Origin of the sequence: Bradyrhizobium sp. Ghvi, from assembly GCF_900115265.1 — a bacterium.
In the GTDB taxonomy this organism is placed as follows: domain Bacteria; phylum Pseudomonadota; class Alphaproteobacteria; order Rhizobiales; family Xanthobacteraceae; genus Bradyrhizobium.
The window spans coordinates 84,090-99,715 of the sequence record NZ_FOVU01000013.1; the positions used below are offsets into that span (position 1 = coordinate 84,090).

The 15,626-nt window shown below is 60.9% G+C and carries 14 protein-coding genes; 6 read left to right on the top strand and 8 right to left on the bottom strand.

Annotation, left to right across the window (positions count from 1 at the left end; translation table 11 throughout):
- Positions 1-97: 97 nt before the first annotated feature.
- From BM374_RS32475 to BM374_RS32485, 3 genes are read right to left on the bottom strand one after another with little or no spacing between them, the layout of a single operon-like run.
- Entirely contained in the window at positions 98-589 is a 492-nt protein-coding gene (locus BM374_RS32475; RefSeq protein ID WP_092302284.1) for a nuclear transport factor 2 family protein, read from the bottom strand.
- On the bottom strand, positions 586-1,440 hold the full coding sequence (locus BM374_RS32480; RefSeq protein ID WP_092302286.1) for an SDR family NAD(P)-dependent oxidoreductase: 855 nt from the start codon (positions 1,438-1,440) through the stop codon (positions 586-588). The genes BM374_RS32475 and BM374_RS32480 overlap by 4 nt, the downstream gene beginning before the upstream one ends.
- Complete coding sequence (locus tag BM374_RS32485) at positions 1,437-2,225, bottom strand: SDR family NAD(P)-dependent oxidoreductase (protein WP_092302390.1); 789 nt, start codon at positions 2,223-2,225, stop codon at positions 1,437-1,439. The genes BM374_RS32480 and BM374_RS32485 overlap by 4 nt, the downstream gene beginning before the upstream one ends.
- Before the next feature lie 392 nt (positions 2,226-2,617).
- Here BM374_RS32485 and BM374_RS32490 point away from each other — a divergent pair, with 392 nt between their 5' ends.
- Positions 2,618-2,914 carry a putative quinol monooxygenase gene (locus tag BM374_RS32490; RefSeq protein ID WP_092302288.1) on the top strand — a complete coding sequence of 99 codons (297 nt, stop codon included), beginning with the start codon at positions 2,618-2,620 and terminating at the stop codon, positions 2,912-2,914.
- Positions 2,915-3,208: 294 nt separating this feature from the next.
- Complete coding sequence (locus tag BM374_RS32495; RefSeq protein WP_092302290.1) at positions 3,209-3,913, top strand: Crp/Fnr family transcriptional regulator; 705 nt, start codon at positions 3,209-3,211, stop codon at positions 3,911-3,913.
- Between the two features lie 100 nt (positions 3,914-4,013).
- Here BM374_RS32495 and BM374_RS32500 read toward each other — a convergent pair whose 3' ends face one another.
- The 3 genes from BM374_RS32500 to BM374_RS32510 all read right to left on the bottom strand — a co-directional run bounded on the left by BM374_RS32500 (position 4,014) and on the right by BM374_RS32510 (position 7,179).
- A complete protein-coding gene (locus tag BM374_RS32500) occupies positions 4,014-4,349 on the bottom strand; it encodes a hypothetical protein (RefSeq protein ID WP_092302292.1) in 336 nt (111 codons plus the stop codon).
- A gap of 433 nt (positions 4,350-4,782) precedes the next feature.
- A complete protein-coding gene (locus tag BM374_RS32505; protein WP_092302392.1) occupies positions 4,783-5,481 on the bottom strand; it encodes an SGNH/GDSL hydrolase family protein in 699 nt (232 codons plus the stop codon).
- Between the two features lie 156 nt (positions 5,482-5,637).
- Positions 5,638-7,179, bottom strand: a complete 1,542-nt coding sequence (locus BM374_RS32510) for a hypothetical protein (protein WP_092302294.1) — start codon at positions 7,177-7,179, stop codon at positions 5,638-5,640.
- A gap of 343 nt (positions 7,180-7,522) precedes the next feature.
- Between BM374_RS32510 and BM374_RS32515 the strand changes: the two genes are divergently transcribed.
- The 4 genes from BM374_RS32515 to BM374_RS32535 all read left to right on the top strand — a co-directional run bounded on the left by BM374_RS32515 (position 7,523) and on the right by BM374_RS32535 (position 13,006).
- Positions 7,523-8,650 (top strand): phosphatase PAP2 family protein, encoded by a 1,128-nt coding sequence (locus BM374_RS32515; RefSeq protein ID WP_092302296.1) that lies wholly within the window; start codon positions 7,523-7,525, stop codon positions 8,648-8,650.
- A gap of 18 nt (positions 8,651-8,668) precedes the next feature.
- Entirely contained in the window at positions 8,669-10,801 is a 2,133-nt protein-coding gene (locus tag BM374_RS32520) for a S8/S53 family peptidase (RefSeq protein WP_092302298.1), read from the top strand.
- Positions 10,802-11,270: 469 nt separating this feature from the next.
- The gene (locus BM374_RS32525; RefSeq protein ID WP_092302300.1) at positions 11,271-11,993 is read left to right on the top strand and encodes a hypothetical protein; all 723 of its coding nucleotides are present in this window, start codon (positions 11,271-11,273) and stop codon (positions 11,991-11,993) included.
- Between the two features lie 551 nt (positions 11,994-12,544).
- Positions 12,545-13,006, top strand: coding sequence for a hypothetical protein (locus BM374_RS32535; RefSeq protein WP_092302304.1), 462 nt, complete (start codon positions 12,545-12,547; stop codon positions 13,004-13,006).
- A gap of 879 nt (positions 13,007-13,885) precedes the next feature.
- Here the strand turns inward: BM374_RS32535 and BM374_RS32545 are convergent.
- The gene (locus tag BM374_RS32545) at positions 13,886-14,194 is read right to left on the bottom strand and encodes a DUF4387 domain-containing protein (RefSeq protein ID WP_092302307.1); all 309 of its coding nucleotides are present in this window, start codon (positions 14,192-14,194) and stop codon (positions 13,886-13,888) included.
- Entirely contained in the window at positions 14,187-15,596 is a 1,410-nt protein-coding gene (locus tag BM374_RS32550; protein WP_244552769.1) for an acyclic terpene utilization AtuA family protein, read from the bottom strand. The genes BM374_RS32545 and BM374_RS32550 overlap by 8 nt, the downstream gene beginning before the upstream one ends.
- Positions 15,597-15,626: the final 30 nt, after the last annotated feature.

Sequence of the window (15,626 nt, forward strand, 5' to 3'; positions counted from 1 at the left end):
CCACTTGCATCGCGAGCGTCGAAGCCGGGCGTTTGCGATGCGGCGGATGTGCTGCGGAGCGCCGACTGGCCTCGAGACCGCCTCGCCAAGCTCAGATCTACGCTGGCCTGGCGACGGCCGCGGCTTCCCAGCCCGGCTCGACCGGGACCATGTACCAGGTGGTCAACACCACCTTTGAAAACAGCCAGCGACCGTTTTCTCTGATGTATTCATCGTCGAAGCGGCCGCCGACCATGATGCTCTTGCCGTTGAGGACAGGCCGCCCGTCGAGATGGCTGTAGCCTTTGCCGCGGTCGCCATTGATCTCGACGACATGCGCGTGGATGAACTGACGGGCCCACTTGATCGGAAAATTGATGAAGAAGGATCGGATCGCCTCGCGGCCGGTGACAGATGGTCGGCCGCCATAGGAAACAGTGGCATTTTCCGCAAAGAGATCCGCCAGTTCAGCGACGCGGTCCTGATTGACGTATTCGTGGTAGGTGCAGCGGAGCGTCCGGATCGCCTCCCGGTCGTCATGCTCGGCAAGGCGCATCTCCAGCGCCCGGATCCTTGCCGGCAGGTCCGCATCATTGTCTGAATTGCTCATGGTCCATCCGTTGTCGTCACGAGGTTGTCTGGCTTGTGGTGCCGGTGATCACCGATGATATTGCGCAGCCGCTCCTCGACGCGAAGCCGGACTGCCGGATGCGGAAGGATGTAGAAGTCATCATCGCAAATGGCTTGCATCGTCATGCTGGCAACTTCGGCGGCGCTGAGATCGGATGCCGCCATCCCCGCTCTGACGCGCCGATCGAACGGCGCACTGTCTGGATTCGTCGACGCCAGATGCGCGGGACGATGCCTGTCCGAGTCGGCGATGGCCGTCCTGACCAGCGACGGGCACAACACGTTGACTCTCAGTTTCGAGCCGGCGATCTCGAGGTCCTTCAAAAGACACTCGGATAATGCCACAACCGCGTGCTTGCTTGCGCAGTAAATTCCGGACCCCGCAACAGCGGTCAGCCCCGCGCCCGAGGATGTATTGACGATGTGCCCGTCCTCGCCACCCGCAATCATCCGCGGCACGAAGCTTCGAATGCCGTTGGCAACGCCCAGCAGGTTGACGCCAAGCACCCATTTCCAGTCTTCAGGGGTTGCGGACCAGACCGGGCCCAGCGCCGCAACGCCGGCATTGTTGAAGAGCAGATGAACGTTGCCGAACTCCCCAAAGGCGAGGTCGGCGAGGTCCTGAACGGCCTCGAAGCCGGACACGTCACAGTGCTTCGTGCGCACGGCGATGCCACCAGGCATTGCTTCCGTTACAGCCGAAAGACCTTCGACATCGACATCGGCCAGAACGAGCTTCATGCCGCGCTCGGCACATGCGATGGCCAGTTCGCGCCCGATGCCGCTCGCAGCGCCCGTAACGACGGCGACCCGTCCCTCGAATTGTTTCATGCCGCAGTGATCCCGCCGTCCACGGTGAAGACCGATCCGGTGATGTAACTCGCGGCCGGGGACGCCAGCAGCAGGCTGACGCCGGCGATCTCGCGCGGCATCGCAATCCGCTTCATCGGAACCATGGCTTCGAGCGGCTTTGTTCCGGCCTCGTCGAGCAGGCGGCCGCCGCCGAGCGCGGTCCGGAAGAAACCGGGTGCAATCGCGTTGACCTGAATGCCGAACGGAGCCAGTTCAAGAGCCGCCTGCCTGACGAGATTCACCACCGCCGCTTTCGAGGCCGCATAGGAATATCCCGTGGCCCAGGCCCCGCGCAGTCCTCCCACGGACGCGGTGACCACGATCCGGCCGCTGCGCTGCGCCTTCATGTGCCGGGCCGCGGCCTGCATCGTCGTGAATACGCCGGTCTGGTTGGTTGCGAGCACCTCGTTCCATGCGGCGAGATCGATGTTTTCGATGGCCCCCTTCGGCGAGACGATTCCCGGCCCGGCGCTGATTCCGGCATTGGCAAACACGACGTCGAGCTTGCCCTTGCGCACGACTACGTCGTCCGTGAGGCGGCGGATGGCATCTGGATCCGCGACATCGACTGCCGCAATCTCGGCCGCGGGAAGCACGTCCCGGCTGACCCGCTTCAACTCCGTCTCGTTCCGATCGGCCAGGACGACGACGGCTCCGTTGGCCGCCATCGCCTCGGCAATGGCGAGGCCAAGGCCACTCGCGGCTCCGGTCACGATGGTGACAAGCCCCCTGACATCGAAGAGGTGATCCGCTGTCAATGACATGAGCTCGTCCTTCGTGCGCTGGATTTCCAAGGGACCATTTTCCGTAGATCCGACGAATGGCAGGGCGCTGCTGCTTGGCCACAGACAAACGCAGTTCGTGAGCAACTTTGTCGCAATCGCGACAATCCTCCGACAAAAATCTCCTAGCGTCCGGGCCCAGGGATGAGGGCGGAAGCGGCGGTCGTCGACGAACGAACGCACGCCAAAAAGGGGACGCTGTCATGACATCAGAGGCGACGCATCGCCGCCTACGTCTACCTTTCGCGAACTACACGATGGTGTTTTCGATCCCGTCGATGATCAAGGGCTGGGGCATTTCGGATCTGTTTCTCCGCGGGACTTCGCCACGCGGCCGGTGAACCGGTGTTCGGCAACAATCTGAGGGCAGCTTGATGATTATCGTCGTTGGATCTGTGGATGGACGAAGCGAAAGCTTCGAGCGCCTGATGAAGGTCAGCCTCGAGCACGTGCATCGGTCCCGCGGAGAGGAGGGCTGCATCGAGCACGTGGTGCAGGTTGATTGCGAAGCTCCGCTCCGCTTGAGGTTTTTCGAGCGCTGGCGCGATGCCGTTGCGCTCGAGGCGCACTTTGCAAGACCGGAGTCGCGTGCGTTCGTCCAGGACGTCGCCAAGCTCTGCGCGAAGCCTCCAGTCATGACGATCTATGAAGCCGAGGAAAAGGCGTTCTAGAACCGCCGATCCGATTGTCGCGGATTAGGGCGGCGGCCGCTTGGTCAACCTTTGCGTGCGATGTAAGATTGCCGTTATCGTACGATACATTCCCAAATGAACTTCGAAAGGGGCGTGGTCCAGCGGCGACTGCCGGGGCAAGCAGCCCCATGTTGCGTGCTGGTCTCCAAAGATGCACATTGCGGCGCCACAAGGTGTTCGTCGTAGAATGGCTGCTCCTCAGATGAGAATGACATCGGGACTAAGACTGTCGGCAAAGCGACGAGTCCGCCTTTCGTTGTCTGCGGGCCACGAATGAACAAGGCCACCCTGAAGGCTGTTCTGCGCAAGAACAAATGGTTTGCCGGCCTTCCCGCGCCGCTTGCTGACAGCATCCTGCGTCTCGGACGCGTTCGAAAGGTCGACAATTCCCTGATCTATTCGGCGACTGACGGCCGGGACGGGCTGGTGGCCCTGATCTCGGGACAAATGCGTCTGACCAGCTTTTCCCTGTCGGGAAATCCCTCCTTCCTCCTGATCACCTCGCCGGGTTCCTGGATCGGCGTGACCTCGGCGCTGGACGGGCGCGCCTTCGGCTACGATGCGTTCGCCGTCGGCAAGACGGTGCTCTTTCACCTGAGCCAGGAGCGGTTCGAGGCCCTCATCGGCGAGAGCAACGAGTACTATTCAGCTTTTGTCCGCCAGGTCTGCGATCATCTGCGCGTGTCGATCCAGAATCTGATCATCCTTCGCAATCGGCGCCCGCTTCACCGGCTCGCGCAGGAACTGTGGCGGCTCGCCGATCGTCACGGCCGCCAGACCAGGAAGGGAGTGGTGATCGATCTGCGCTTGTCGCAGGAGGATCTCGCGGTGATGATCGGCGTCGGGCGTCAAACGATCAATCGGTTGCTCAAGAGCCTCGAGCAGGATGGAATCGCGACCGCAAAGTACACGTCCGTGACGATTCATAACCTCGAGGCCATCGAGCGTCTCAGCTTGAGTGAGGGCGTTGATGGCTAGGCATCGAACGCCGTGCCAAGCTTGACGTGCCTCGGATCGACAAGAAGCTCCTGAAGCGTAGCGAAAGAGGCCGCCTCCAGGGGCGGCCTCCGCTCAGGCTTCACCAGCGATCGGGTCCGACGCCAATGGTGACGCCGGGGCCATCATATCCTCGATCGTAGTAGCCATATCCTCGATCGTAGTAGTCGCGATCATAAACGCGTGCCGGCGCCTGGTAATAGCCGTAGCTGTCGCGCCACCTGGCATGCCGGTGACGACAGTTTCCTACGCCGGCCATCAACTGACCGCCACTCATCGCGGGCCCTTCCACGCCGACTGCGCCGTTGCCCGAGCTGGTGCAGGGGCCGGGACCCCGCCCTTGCGCAAAGCTCGGAGAAGCCACCGCAGCCGCGACAAGCGACGCCGCAATCAGGCCAATGCTTGGAACAATTTTCATGTCTGTCCTCCAGGTTCAGCACGGGTCAACAACGCGCAGCTTTCGACGTTCCAGCCGCATGGGGTGAGCTAAAACGAGTGTCCCGAGAGGGAACGCGTCATCGTCGGGTTGGAACTCGTCGGGGATGATAAATTTCCAACAGGCCCGTGGAGAAATGCGAACGAAAGGTCGCTGACCTGCCGCGCGGGGAACAACGTCGGGGAGGGCCATGAGATTGCGATGGTTGATTGCAGGCGCAGCTGCTGCTCTTGCGGTAGCGTTGGCCTATCTCGTGCTGACTTGGCCTCAGCAGGGCACCGTGGTGACCGCACCGTGCAGGCGAGCGGCCACGGGAGAGACGGTCTGTCCTCCTGAATATCGTCCGCCGAGATAGCCGGCAGGATGCGTCAGGCTTCCGGGAGCCGGCGAACAGGGGTGCGGCCGCATCGCCCCCTCAAGTTGTTCGAGCAGCGGCGATGACCATCGTGTCGGCGAGCGCCTCGGCCATCCGGCGTGCGCTCCAGTCGCTGTGATGGAGACGGTCACCATCCCCGGAATCGACGATGCGGTCGAAGGAGATGCACTCCGTGTCGTGCCATCGACGCATCAGGTCGTACCGTTGAAAGACGTTGACCGGGAAGGTGGCTCGTTCGGCTGCGGTGGCGATGAGATCGACGATCCGTTCAGCAGCTTGCCGCTTCCCGGGTACCAGCAATGCGGGGACGTATTGAACGTCCATGAGGATGACGTCCGCGCCCAGTTGCGAGAGCATCTGCAGGCCGTCCGCGATGGACTTGGCCACCGCGGCGAGGTCTTGTCCTTTCCACGCTGCATTTGTGCCGACCTGCCAGATGACGACACTCGGGCGGTCATCGATCACGTCCCGTTGCATCCGCTTGACTTCGTCGGGCGCCTCTTCGCCGCCGACGCCGCGGTTCAGGACATCGAAATTTCGGCCGGGATAGCGCTCGCGGAGGGCGTTCTCCAGGCGCTGCGGGTACGGCACGATGCCGCCTTCGCCGGCGGTGGTGGATGAACCGATCGTGACGATCTTGATCGAACCGACCCCCGCCAGTCGCCCGGACAGCGATCGCATCGGGTGCCGGAAAGCCAACGGTTTGGCAGGAATGGCTGTCGAGGACTCTTCGGTCATGCTACGAACCTTAAAGCTGCGCGAGGCGACGGTCGACCGACGGAAGCCGGCCCTTACAACCTTCATGTCTCCTAGGATGCGCGAACACCGCGACAATTAGGTACGGCAAGCTTATTTCGTCCAAACACAAGCGCGGGGATGGACCTTGTTCCGGTGCTATATTTGTCGCATTGGAAGCGAATCGATAATCGCGGTTCGATGCAGGCCGGCCGCTGGATAGGTCTTGTCACGCAGCTTTTCATAGGAAAAGTCCGGTTCGGCGCGTTGCAGCCTTTGGACCATTTCGAGAGAAAGCTCGCGCTGTCCCGCGTGTGAATAGAGCGCCGAGAGGTAACGAAGAGGCGGAGCGAATTCCGGCGCCAGCGCATGACTGGCCTCCGCGAGATATATCGCCTTGTCGAACTCACCCGCCATGGTGCCGACAATGCAGCTGAGGGCGTCCAGCTGGAACCGGTATGGTGCAGAGCCGGCGATGGCGCGCGCCGTCAAGGTGTGCTGAAAGCCTTCCTCCGGCTTTCCCAAGTGGCTTTTCGCAACGCCCAGGCACGCCCAGCCGATCGGATTGGCGTGATTGAGCTGCACGCTGCGTTCCGCGAGCTCATAGGCGGCCACATAGGATCGTCTCATGATGGTTTGGACATGCGCACTCAGTGCCGCAACGTAGGAATTGTGCGGCTCCAGCTCCAGCGCGCGATGCATGAAATCGAACGCTTCCGCGTCAATGGTCTGTCGACAGGTAAACTGTCGCTCGGCGAGCAGGAAAGTCCGGAGATAAGCTCGCCAGGCCAGATGAATCCCGCGCGGCTCAATCTCGAAAGCGCGCGCAAAAAGGTGGTCGGCCGCCTCGAAATTGATCTTGCCAAGTCGAAAGAGGTGCAGCACTCCCGAATAGCACAGGGCCGACGACAGGATTCGTTCCGAGCCATCCGCGTGCATCTTGACAAACTGATCTGTCGCGATGCTGACGGCGAGATTGGCGCATCTCAGCAGGTTTGGGTCGTTGAGATCCAGCGTCCCGCCACGGGGGACGGACAGGGTGGAAGACCAGATCAAGCTCTTGTCGGGAAGTTGCAGGAGCGCGAGCCGTTCGACTCGATTTCCGTTCGAATCGTCGATCTCGGAGTGCAGCGCCAGGGCGTTGCAATGATCGCTGGATACGCAGTCTTCGGCTCGCTCCATGCGACGATCGAACACGATGGCGCTACCCAGCTCGCCGATCGACTTCGCGACCGTGTCGAGCACGCAGTCCGCCAGGACGGGCGAGTCCCCGTGGCCGGCCGCCGACTTTCGGGTGAGCAGGAGATGATTTGGCATTCGCCGCGACTGGGTGAGATTCGTGGCGCTCATGCCAGCGTCGGCCGTGGCTGATATTCCCTGCTTGCGTACTCTCTGTCTTTCCAATCGCAACCAGTCCTCGAACTCTTGGTCCCCGATATCGAGCCCTTCAAGAATCTCGACGTCTTGCGCGCCAAGCGTCGCCGGATTGTCCAGATCGATGGCGATGCGGCTGCGATCGAGCGACACCACGAAGGCGTTGGCCACCAGACAATCGCGGTCCGGCCCCAACGCCCTGCGAATTTCCGACAGACTCTGGCGCAGGCTTGCCGCGCCTTGCTCCTTCCCCCTGGTGCTCCAGAGCTTGTCCTGAATCCAGCTCCGGGATCGCTTGTTTTCGGGCGCCAACGCAAGCATCGCCACGATGGCGCAACTCTTGCGTCCGCTCGGCGTGCAATCTTCGCCGTTTGACCTGCGCATTCCAAACGGCCCGACTATCCGAATACTTACTCTTTCGTTGGAGCTCCGCATGGCGCTGCCTGCAATGAATTGGAATCGCCGGATCGAGTTGACGTCGTGAAATCGAAGAACGAGAAAAAGAAGATGATTACCGGAAGTTGAACTTACCTTGGCCCCAAGGTCAACGTGAATTATGCGTGAAATATGCCGATTTCGGCGGCAGCTGGCTTGACCCTCCTTCCTTCCAAATCGACATTCGCGTCCAGGCGATCGGGGCGATGACAGTCCCTTTGCAGGGAGGCGGGAGATGGCAAGGCTCAGCGGTGACAGTGGCGACAGCGGGGACAGCGGCGACAGTGGGGATAGCGCAGACAGTGGCGACAGCGGCGACAGCCTGCGGAGTGCACGTTCGACGACGGCTCGGGCCCTGATCTCCAGTCGCGAAGGCGTGGTCGGCTACTGGCGTCCCCCGACCTCGATTCCAGCGAATTACCAGGCCGACCCTGGCGCCCTCGATCGCTGGTCGCCGGCGGTCAGGTATCGGATACTTGAGGGCGAGCTGCTGTCGGGAATCTACTACGATGCGGCTTCCAATTCCGTGTCCGTGGAGTACCGCGACCGGAGTGTCGCGAGCCTCAGCACGCTCGTCCATATGATCCGCCCAGCCGAGGCGGATTTCGCCAAGCAACTGGAATTTGTGAATAGCTATGCGGCGCTCCGGATGGAGCGAAGCAGCGAGATAGCGGCTGAGATGCACGACATCCTCAGCTTCCTGGGATCGGTTGGATTCCTGAACCCGGAGCGTAGCCGCCGGACCTTCGAACTGCTTTCGCTGGTTCAGCAGGTCACGATCGTGATCGAAATGAGGGTGAAGCACGCCTTGGTTTGCCGGCGGCCCGTCGAGTATTCGCCGCAGATCCAGCCCATGATCCTGACGCCGGCCCATGGGTCGCTGCCGAGCGGCCATGCCACCGAGTCGTTTGCCGCAGCCTTCGTGCTCTATGCCCTGATGTGTCAGGCGAAATCGTCCGGCGACAGTCTCGACGAAGCGGATCCGACATTCGTCCAATTGATGCGGCACGCCGAGCGCATTGCCATCAACCGCACCGTGGCGGGAGTCCATTTTCCGGTCGACAGTGTTGCAGGGATGGTTCTCGGGCGAACCTTGGCGGAATTCTACATCGCGCGGCTGTCGGGCAAAGGCGAGGTCAGGACGCGCAGCTTCGATGGCCGAGGGTTCGAGGGCGACTTTGCGTATGACCAGGTGCTGGCGATGTCCTACAAGAGGTCGGCGGGTAGCGATGGCACCGCCGACACCGGTGGAAGCGACCGGATCATTCAGCGGGCAAGCACGGCTTTGAGCATTCCGGTGTCGCCCCTGCTCGGTCATTTGTGGGATGCCGCTCTCTCGGAATGCCGTTTGATTGTGACCTGACGCCTCGGGGAGCGCATCATGGATGCCGTCTGGAAGGAAGCGCGCGCGCAACGCCCGAATCCGTATCTGGATTGGGAGTGGAGAACCCGGGCACCGCGCAGGGTGGGGGCTCTCGAGGACTGGTGCCCGGTGCAGATCCAGCTGCTTCCCGCTGCGGACGGCAGCTATGTTCCTAACCTCAGGCGGCTTGCGGCGACGGTGTTCGCCGGCCGGCAGGACGAGGACGCGCCCGAGCGACTGACCATTCGCATGTCGGGGGACGAACAGCAGTCCTTGATCAAGCTCATCGACGAAATCGACCGAAATGCCGTCGCTCCGCCGACGGATCCCGTCGAGGTGCAGTACTTCATCTATCGTCCGGAATCGCTTGCCAATCGCCCTGCCAACGCCGCGACGAATGGATTCTACGACATCATCGATATCGGTCCGCCGATTCTCGGGTTGACGTTCAATCGCGCGAGTGGCGCGCCCGATCCCACCTCTTTCGGCCATTCGCTCACTGCGGTATCAGGCCAGGTCGCGATCGGCATCATCGACGACGGAATCGCATTCGCTCACCAGCGGTTTCGCAGCCGGAACGGTGAATCCCGTATCAAGGCGCTTTGGCTTCAGGACCTCGAGCGGCCGACCCCCGACCTCGGCGTTGCGTTTGGCCGGCGTCTCGACAACGACGAGATCAACGCCCTGCTCCGGAGCAGCAAGAGCGAGGCCGAGATCTATCGTCGCGTGGGCCTGCTCGACTTCGGAACGGCGGGCCGCAAATCGCTGGCGTCGCGCATCTCGCACGGAACCCACATTCTTGATCTGGCGGGTGGCTACGATCCGTCTGCCCGAGAAGATTACGTCGGCGATCGCCGGCCTCTGCTCGCCGTTCAACTGCCCTCGACGGTGACGGGAGATACGTCCGGCGTCACCATGGGAAGCTATGTGCTCCAGGCGGTGCGCCAGATCATGCTGTGGGCCGACAGGATCAGTGCGAAATTGCCGCTGGTGATCAATTTCAGCTACGGCATCCTGGCGGGCCCGAAGAACGGCACGCATCGGATCGAGCGCGCTTTGTCGCAACTGATCGAGAGCCGCAACCGACGCGCGCCGACCTATCTGGTCTTGCCGGCCGGCAACAGCTACCGCGCGCGAGTGACCGGCGTGATGGAGCTGGAGAGCGATGCATCCGACGACCTCGACTGGATCATTCTTCCCGACGATGCAACGCCCAATCATCTGGAGATCTGGCTCGATGGCGATACCATCGAACGAGACCTGACGTCGATCGAGGTGAATCTGGTGCCGCCGCTCGGGCAACCCGCTGCGATCGGAGGGCTGGGCGACGGCGAGATGAGAACGCTGGAAGTCGATGATCGGCCTGTCGCCGGCGTCTACTGCGACGTCATCCGAAGTTTGGGAGTGTCTCCCCGCGGGCGCATTCACCTCTCGGTCAACGGCACCGCGCCTCGTTCCGACGGACCGCGCCCGGCGCCGGCCGGCCGTTGGCGCCTCTCCGTTACGAACAAATCGCGGAGCCGGGTGACAGCGCACCTCTATATCCAGCGCGACGACACCCCCGCGGGATTCCCGCTACGCGGCCGGCAGTCTCATTTCGATCATGCCGGGGCCTATGGCCGAGTTGATCTCGACGGCAGTTATCTCGAGCTGAAGACCACGAAGGTTTGCCCGATCACCTCCGAAGACACGCTGTCAGCGATCGCGACGGGTACGGGCTCGATCGTCGTCGGTGCCGCCGACGCGGCGGACCGGCTTCGGCCGGCTGACTATACCTCGAGCGGCCCTTCGATCTCGAGAAACGGACCCGATTGCGCCGCGGTATCCGATCACGGAGCCGCGCATTGGGGCGTGCTCGCGGCCGGCACTTACAGCGGCTCGGTCGTGGCGATGCGCGGGACCAGCGTGGCTGCGCCGCAGCTGGTGCGCAGGATCGCCGACTATCTCCAATCGCAGGATCCTGGCCCGGTACTCGTCGACGCGGTCATGGCCACCGACGCTGGCGCGGCGGCCGCTGCGCCCGCGGGCGGACTCCCTCGCGCGATTGGCGCGGATGCTGCCATCGCCGTTCCCTCAGCCGACCGGCGTCGTCTCGGTGCGTTCGTTCTTCCTGAAGCCGCCGCCGCGCATGTTCCCAAGCGGAAGTACTGAAGCGCGACGATTCCTCCGGCGCGATTGGGTCTCGTCTCGCCCGACGCGTTGGTCGACCCATCGTGGCCTGAGGCTGACAGAACTCCAAACCCGAAACTTGTTGATCGCCCCGACCGGCGAAGGCGAGCGCTTCGTTCGGCGACGTCAGCGATGCCGCGCGCGTCGGATCGATGCCGGGATCGGCATTCGAAATTCTCTTCCTGCCAGCTGATTTTTTACGATCAATTCGCGCCGGTTTGACGCTCGTCTCACACCGTCGGCGCATGGTGTGTCCGCGCTGCAAAGGGACGAGTGAGGTTTTGAGCGAGCGTTCTGGCCGGGGCAGCGACAACGCCTTGCGGCTCCGGCGCGTAGCGACGGGAAGTCCAATCGAAACGCGGCGCCGAGTGACTTCGCGGGGATATCAAGGCACGCAAAGTAGCAACAGCTCAAAGTGGTTTCCACGGATCATCCTTCAGGAGAGATTTCCATGTCTTTTTCGCGACGCAATATCCTTCGTGGCGCAGCGGTCGGTGCAGGAGTCATCGCCAGCAACACCGGCAATATGAAGGTGCTTGCTGCAGATCGGCAACGTTATGCTGGAACGGTGCTTTTTCCAGCTCCAAGCATTGCTAGCCTAACTGCGGGTACGGCCACCGACGGCTTCAGTATAACCGTGCAAGGTTATGGCTCGATAACAGGCCTCGGCTATACAGTGCCTGCCCATACAGACGCCGATTTCGACATAGACCTGAAAGTTTTGTCGTTGACGAGCAACGACGTTCAAAACTTGAACAATCTTATTCGCGGAATGGTTCAAGCGTCCCAGTGGCAAAAAATTCGCGACTACGAGGCTACTCATGCGTCGGCAAACTTGAGCTTTTGGGGATTTCTTGGCGGTGGTGGTAGTGCATCCTACGACAAGGTTCATGAAGCAATGAGCGGATTTGGTCTCTCTGAGGAGAACCAGCGCACAATTGTGTCGGCGATGTCCGATGTTGCAAAAAATATGTCGAAGGTCGATGCCAAGATTCATGTCAAGAACGCGGCAAATAACTATGCGGTCTCTGGCAATATGATCGTGTTCACTATTGCGGGCACGGTGAGCACCAACAACCAGCAGTATCAATATCGCATGATTGCCGATCAAGGACTCGCAGGGTCGGGCAACCAGACGGCCCCCACCGACAACGTAATCACGCCGTTAAACTAGAGTTGTTGGTATGCGCCTGTTCAACAAGCATTTCGAAGCTGGCTTGGGTTTTCGGATGTGATCATGCTGCAATGTGGGCGGTATTACTGGGGCGCGATATTGGCGATCATCATGTTGCTGACCCAAGCTTCGACGCTCTTAGCGGAGGATGTGGGGCCTTCGCTCGAGTTTAAGCAGTCAGCACGGCTAGACCGAATGACGCCTTCGGCGAAGTACTTGCGCCGAGGGCTAACCACGATTGTCGTTGAGTTTAAATTTCGCGCTATTTCATCGGAATCGATTGAATACGTTGGCTTCCTTACGTTCAACGGAAATCCGTTAGGCCCTTTGACTTTCGTGGTTACCCCGGGTGAGACGACGGTAAAGACAAACATGCGCTGGCCCATTCGTGTCAGCGGCGCCCAAGCGTCAGTCCGCTTTCGACTAGTCGGCATCGGAAATACTACCAAAACGGGGTACGAGTTTGTCGATCTTACGAAAGACTATGTTGTCGTAAAGCCGGTGCTGCGGCGATCGCGGCAATGTATTTGCCATGCGTTAGGAGCTCGCTCATGAAACATTCAGTCGTTGCCGTGCTGCGCGAAGCCGCAAAATCGGCATTGAGCTATTCGGTCGCGCTGCTTCTAACAACAACCTTCTCGGCGAAGGCGGCTGACTACGTCCTGATACCTCATAGCATGATTTACAATGTCGATGTCTTTCAAGACGAATACATCGCATACTTGGTCGACAACAAAAATGCGACAATTGCGAAGTGTAAGGCAGTATACAAGCTCACCGAGAATACATTGAAGACCGAGAATTGCAGCGATCCCACCTCGATTCCCTTTTCCCTTACCCCAAGCGATCCGGCAATACGTTCGACAATTGTCTTCACCCGAGCCGCTAACCATCAAAACAATGCCGTGCTCGGCCCTGATGGCATTTGGCGCGTTGATCAGAGTAATGGCAAAGTCGAATTCTGCGTCTTCGGGGACATAACATTTAAATGTTTGGTCTTGAATCCTAGCTGATACGTCATGTGCCCATGCGGGAGCTCAAGTGACACGATTTCCAATATCGAGGTATTGTCTTGCACTCGCTTGTAGCTGGGCGTTGCTGCATTCCGAAGCAAAAGCTGAGGAGCGATATCGACTAATTGGTGCTTCGTCAGCGGAGTACCTGCCACCCGGGCCGCCGCTGCCGCCCGATCCTGCCCACTATGACAGGGTTCGCTACTTCCTTGATGGGCGCGCATTGGTCGCGGACATCCAGACCGGGTTCGTGTGGGAATGTTTTCTCCGTATCACGATTTTGGATTCCGGTAGCGACCTGGGGAATGGATCGAGATGCTACAAAACGGAATTTGCGGACAACGCGCCAGTTGCGGGCGGCTTCGTTCAGTACGCAGGGTGGCCCCGGCCGTGGGACAAGCCACATCCCCAACCGGAAACCGCGAATTTCATTCGGCTTGATGCCGAAACGGGCACTATCACGTTTTGCGTGACTGAAGCGTTGCCCTCGGACACGGACGGATACTTTAACGAACGCTGGCGATGCGGTTCTGCGCGGCCCGGCGAGAGCCAGGGGCTGGCCAAAGACAAGGCTCTCACAGTCGACGCTTTTTCGAAATCGATTGGTTCGGAGCGGAGATGATTTGAGCCGTGAAGTCGTGGAATGCCCGGTCCATTCTGATGCGCTTTTTGTTGAAGTGTCCAATTCGCGCAGTTGGGGCTCACATGGGTCGCTTGATTTTTCTGATTGGAGTTCTTTCCCTCTGGCTGCTCTCTCCGCTTCATGCAGCCGGCGTGCAACTTGGTCCCCTTTGCATTTGAGATAGACCCGCGCCAGGCGCTCGCACAGCACGAACTCGCACTAGGTGATGCCTCCCATCGACCGCACGCAGGACACATTCAATCCACCTCGAGGTCCAGCAATCGCGCGAATTGCTGTCCGGCATGCATGTCGCGTTCCTGCATCCAGCCTTGTGGATGCGGGCGCGGATAGGAAATCTTGACCACGTGCAGATTGTCGACCGGGATACGCCTGACCAAATCGGGATTGGTGCCGAACAGGCGGGCGAAAACCTGCGGTGAAAGCGCGGGCGTATCGTGATAGCGCCTGAAATTCTCCTCGCCATCGAAGAAAAGGTCGACCGTCACCCAGAATGGCCCGGCGTTCTTGGAGCGGACGTGACGGCAGATGTCGCTGAGCTTAGGCATCGAGAGCCCCCTTGTTCGCGCGCGCCGGGTCGACGCTCACGCTGCGCACGAGCTCGAAGGCGTCGCTTGTGTGCACGACGTGGTTGAGAACGAACTCATAGACTTGGCCGCGCGGAATTTCGGCCGGTGTGAACGGGAACGCATAGCTTGGCATTTCGATGCCAGGGCGCAGCGGTGTGTGGAAGAAATAGGGGTTGCACGCCTTCGCCATCCGGTTCGCGAGGTCCTGTGTCGGCGCGGTGACCACGAACATCACGCCGACATCGCGTGGCGGCACCGTGCCCCGCGGCACGGGCCGGCCGGACGTGCCGTTCCATCCATAGATGCGCAATGACACGTCGAATCGAACGGCTTCGTCGCCGAATGTCTTCCTGATGCGCCCCGTCAGTGTCTTCTGCATGAGATCGTGGAACTCGTCGAGGTTGGCAAGCACCTCCGGATCCTCGATGCCGATGAACATGATGGTCTGGAAATCGCCGCCGCGGGCCCCTTCGAGCTTCATGGTGTAGGGTTTCGGTGTCCAGCGTGAGCCGGTGACGCGGGTGATGCGGTTGTCGACCCAGCGATACTCCGCATCGCTGGCGTCGAGCACGCCGCCGGGCTCCGTCAGCGTGAACGGATCGCTGTTCTCGTACAACAGATGCGCCGACAGGGTTTCCGGCGAGCACTGATTGTCGATGTCGAGCGGTTCGATCTCGAACGCGTCGCGACCGACATGCATCAAGACGCCGCCGAGGCTCGGGTTGACCGTGCACAGGCCGCCGCATTCGGCGATCTTCGCTGCGTGCCAGGCTTGCGCGACGCCGGCGCCGCGCATCAGGGGCACCGCGGCGAGCACCGCCGTATCGGTCGTGCGTCCGCCGAGTACGATGTCTGCGCCGGCTTGAAGTGCCGCGATGTAGGGCTCCGGTCCCATCAACGCGACGATATGCTCGCAGGATTTCAGGTCAGCGTCGCTGATCGGGCCGAGCGGCGGCAGCGGCGTGATCTCTCCCCGGCTGTTCTTGCGGATCAGCTCGTCGGCCTTCTGCTCGCTGTAGAGACAAACGATCTTCGGGCCGATGCTGAGTTCAGTGGCCACTTCGAGCACAATGTCGCGCGTCCAGTCGACACCGGAATCGGTGCCGCTGGTGCCGCAGGTCCCCACCAGCAACGGAATCTTCGCGCGATGTGCTTCCGCCATCAGGATCTGCAGGTCGCGTTTGATCGACTCGCGGTTCATCTTCGATACGCCGCGCGCGAGATAAGCCGGTCCGCTGTCGGTCGATCCGGAATCCACCGCGATGGCGCTGGCGCCGCGGCGGAGGCCGTACTGGACTTGCGCGCGGCTGACGCCTCCGCCCAGCATTCCCGTCGGGACGATGATGCTGATCCTGTCGGACATCTCTGCACTCTCAGTCATGAACCTTGATCCCCTTTGCAACGAACGATG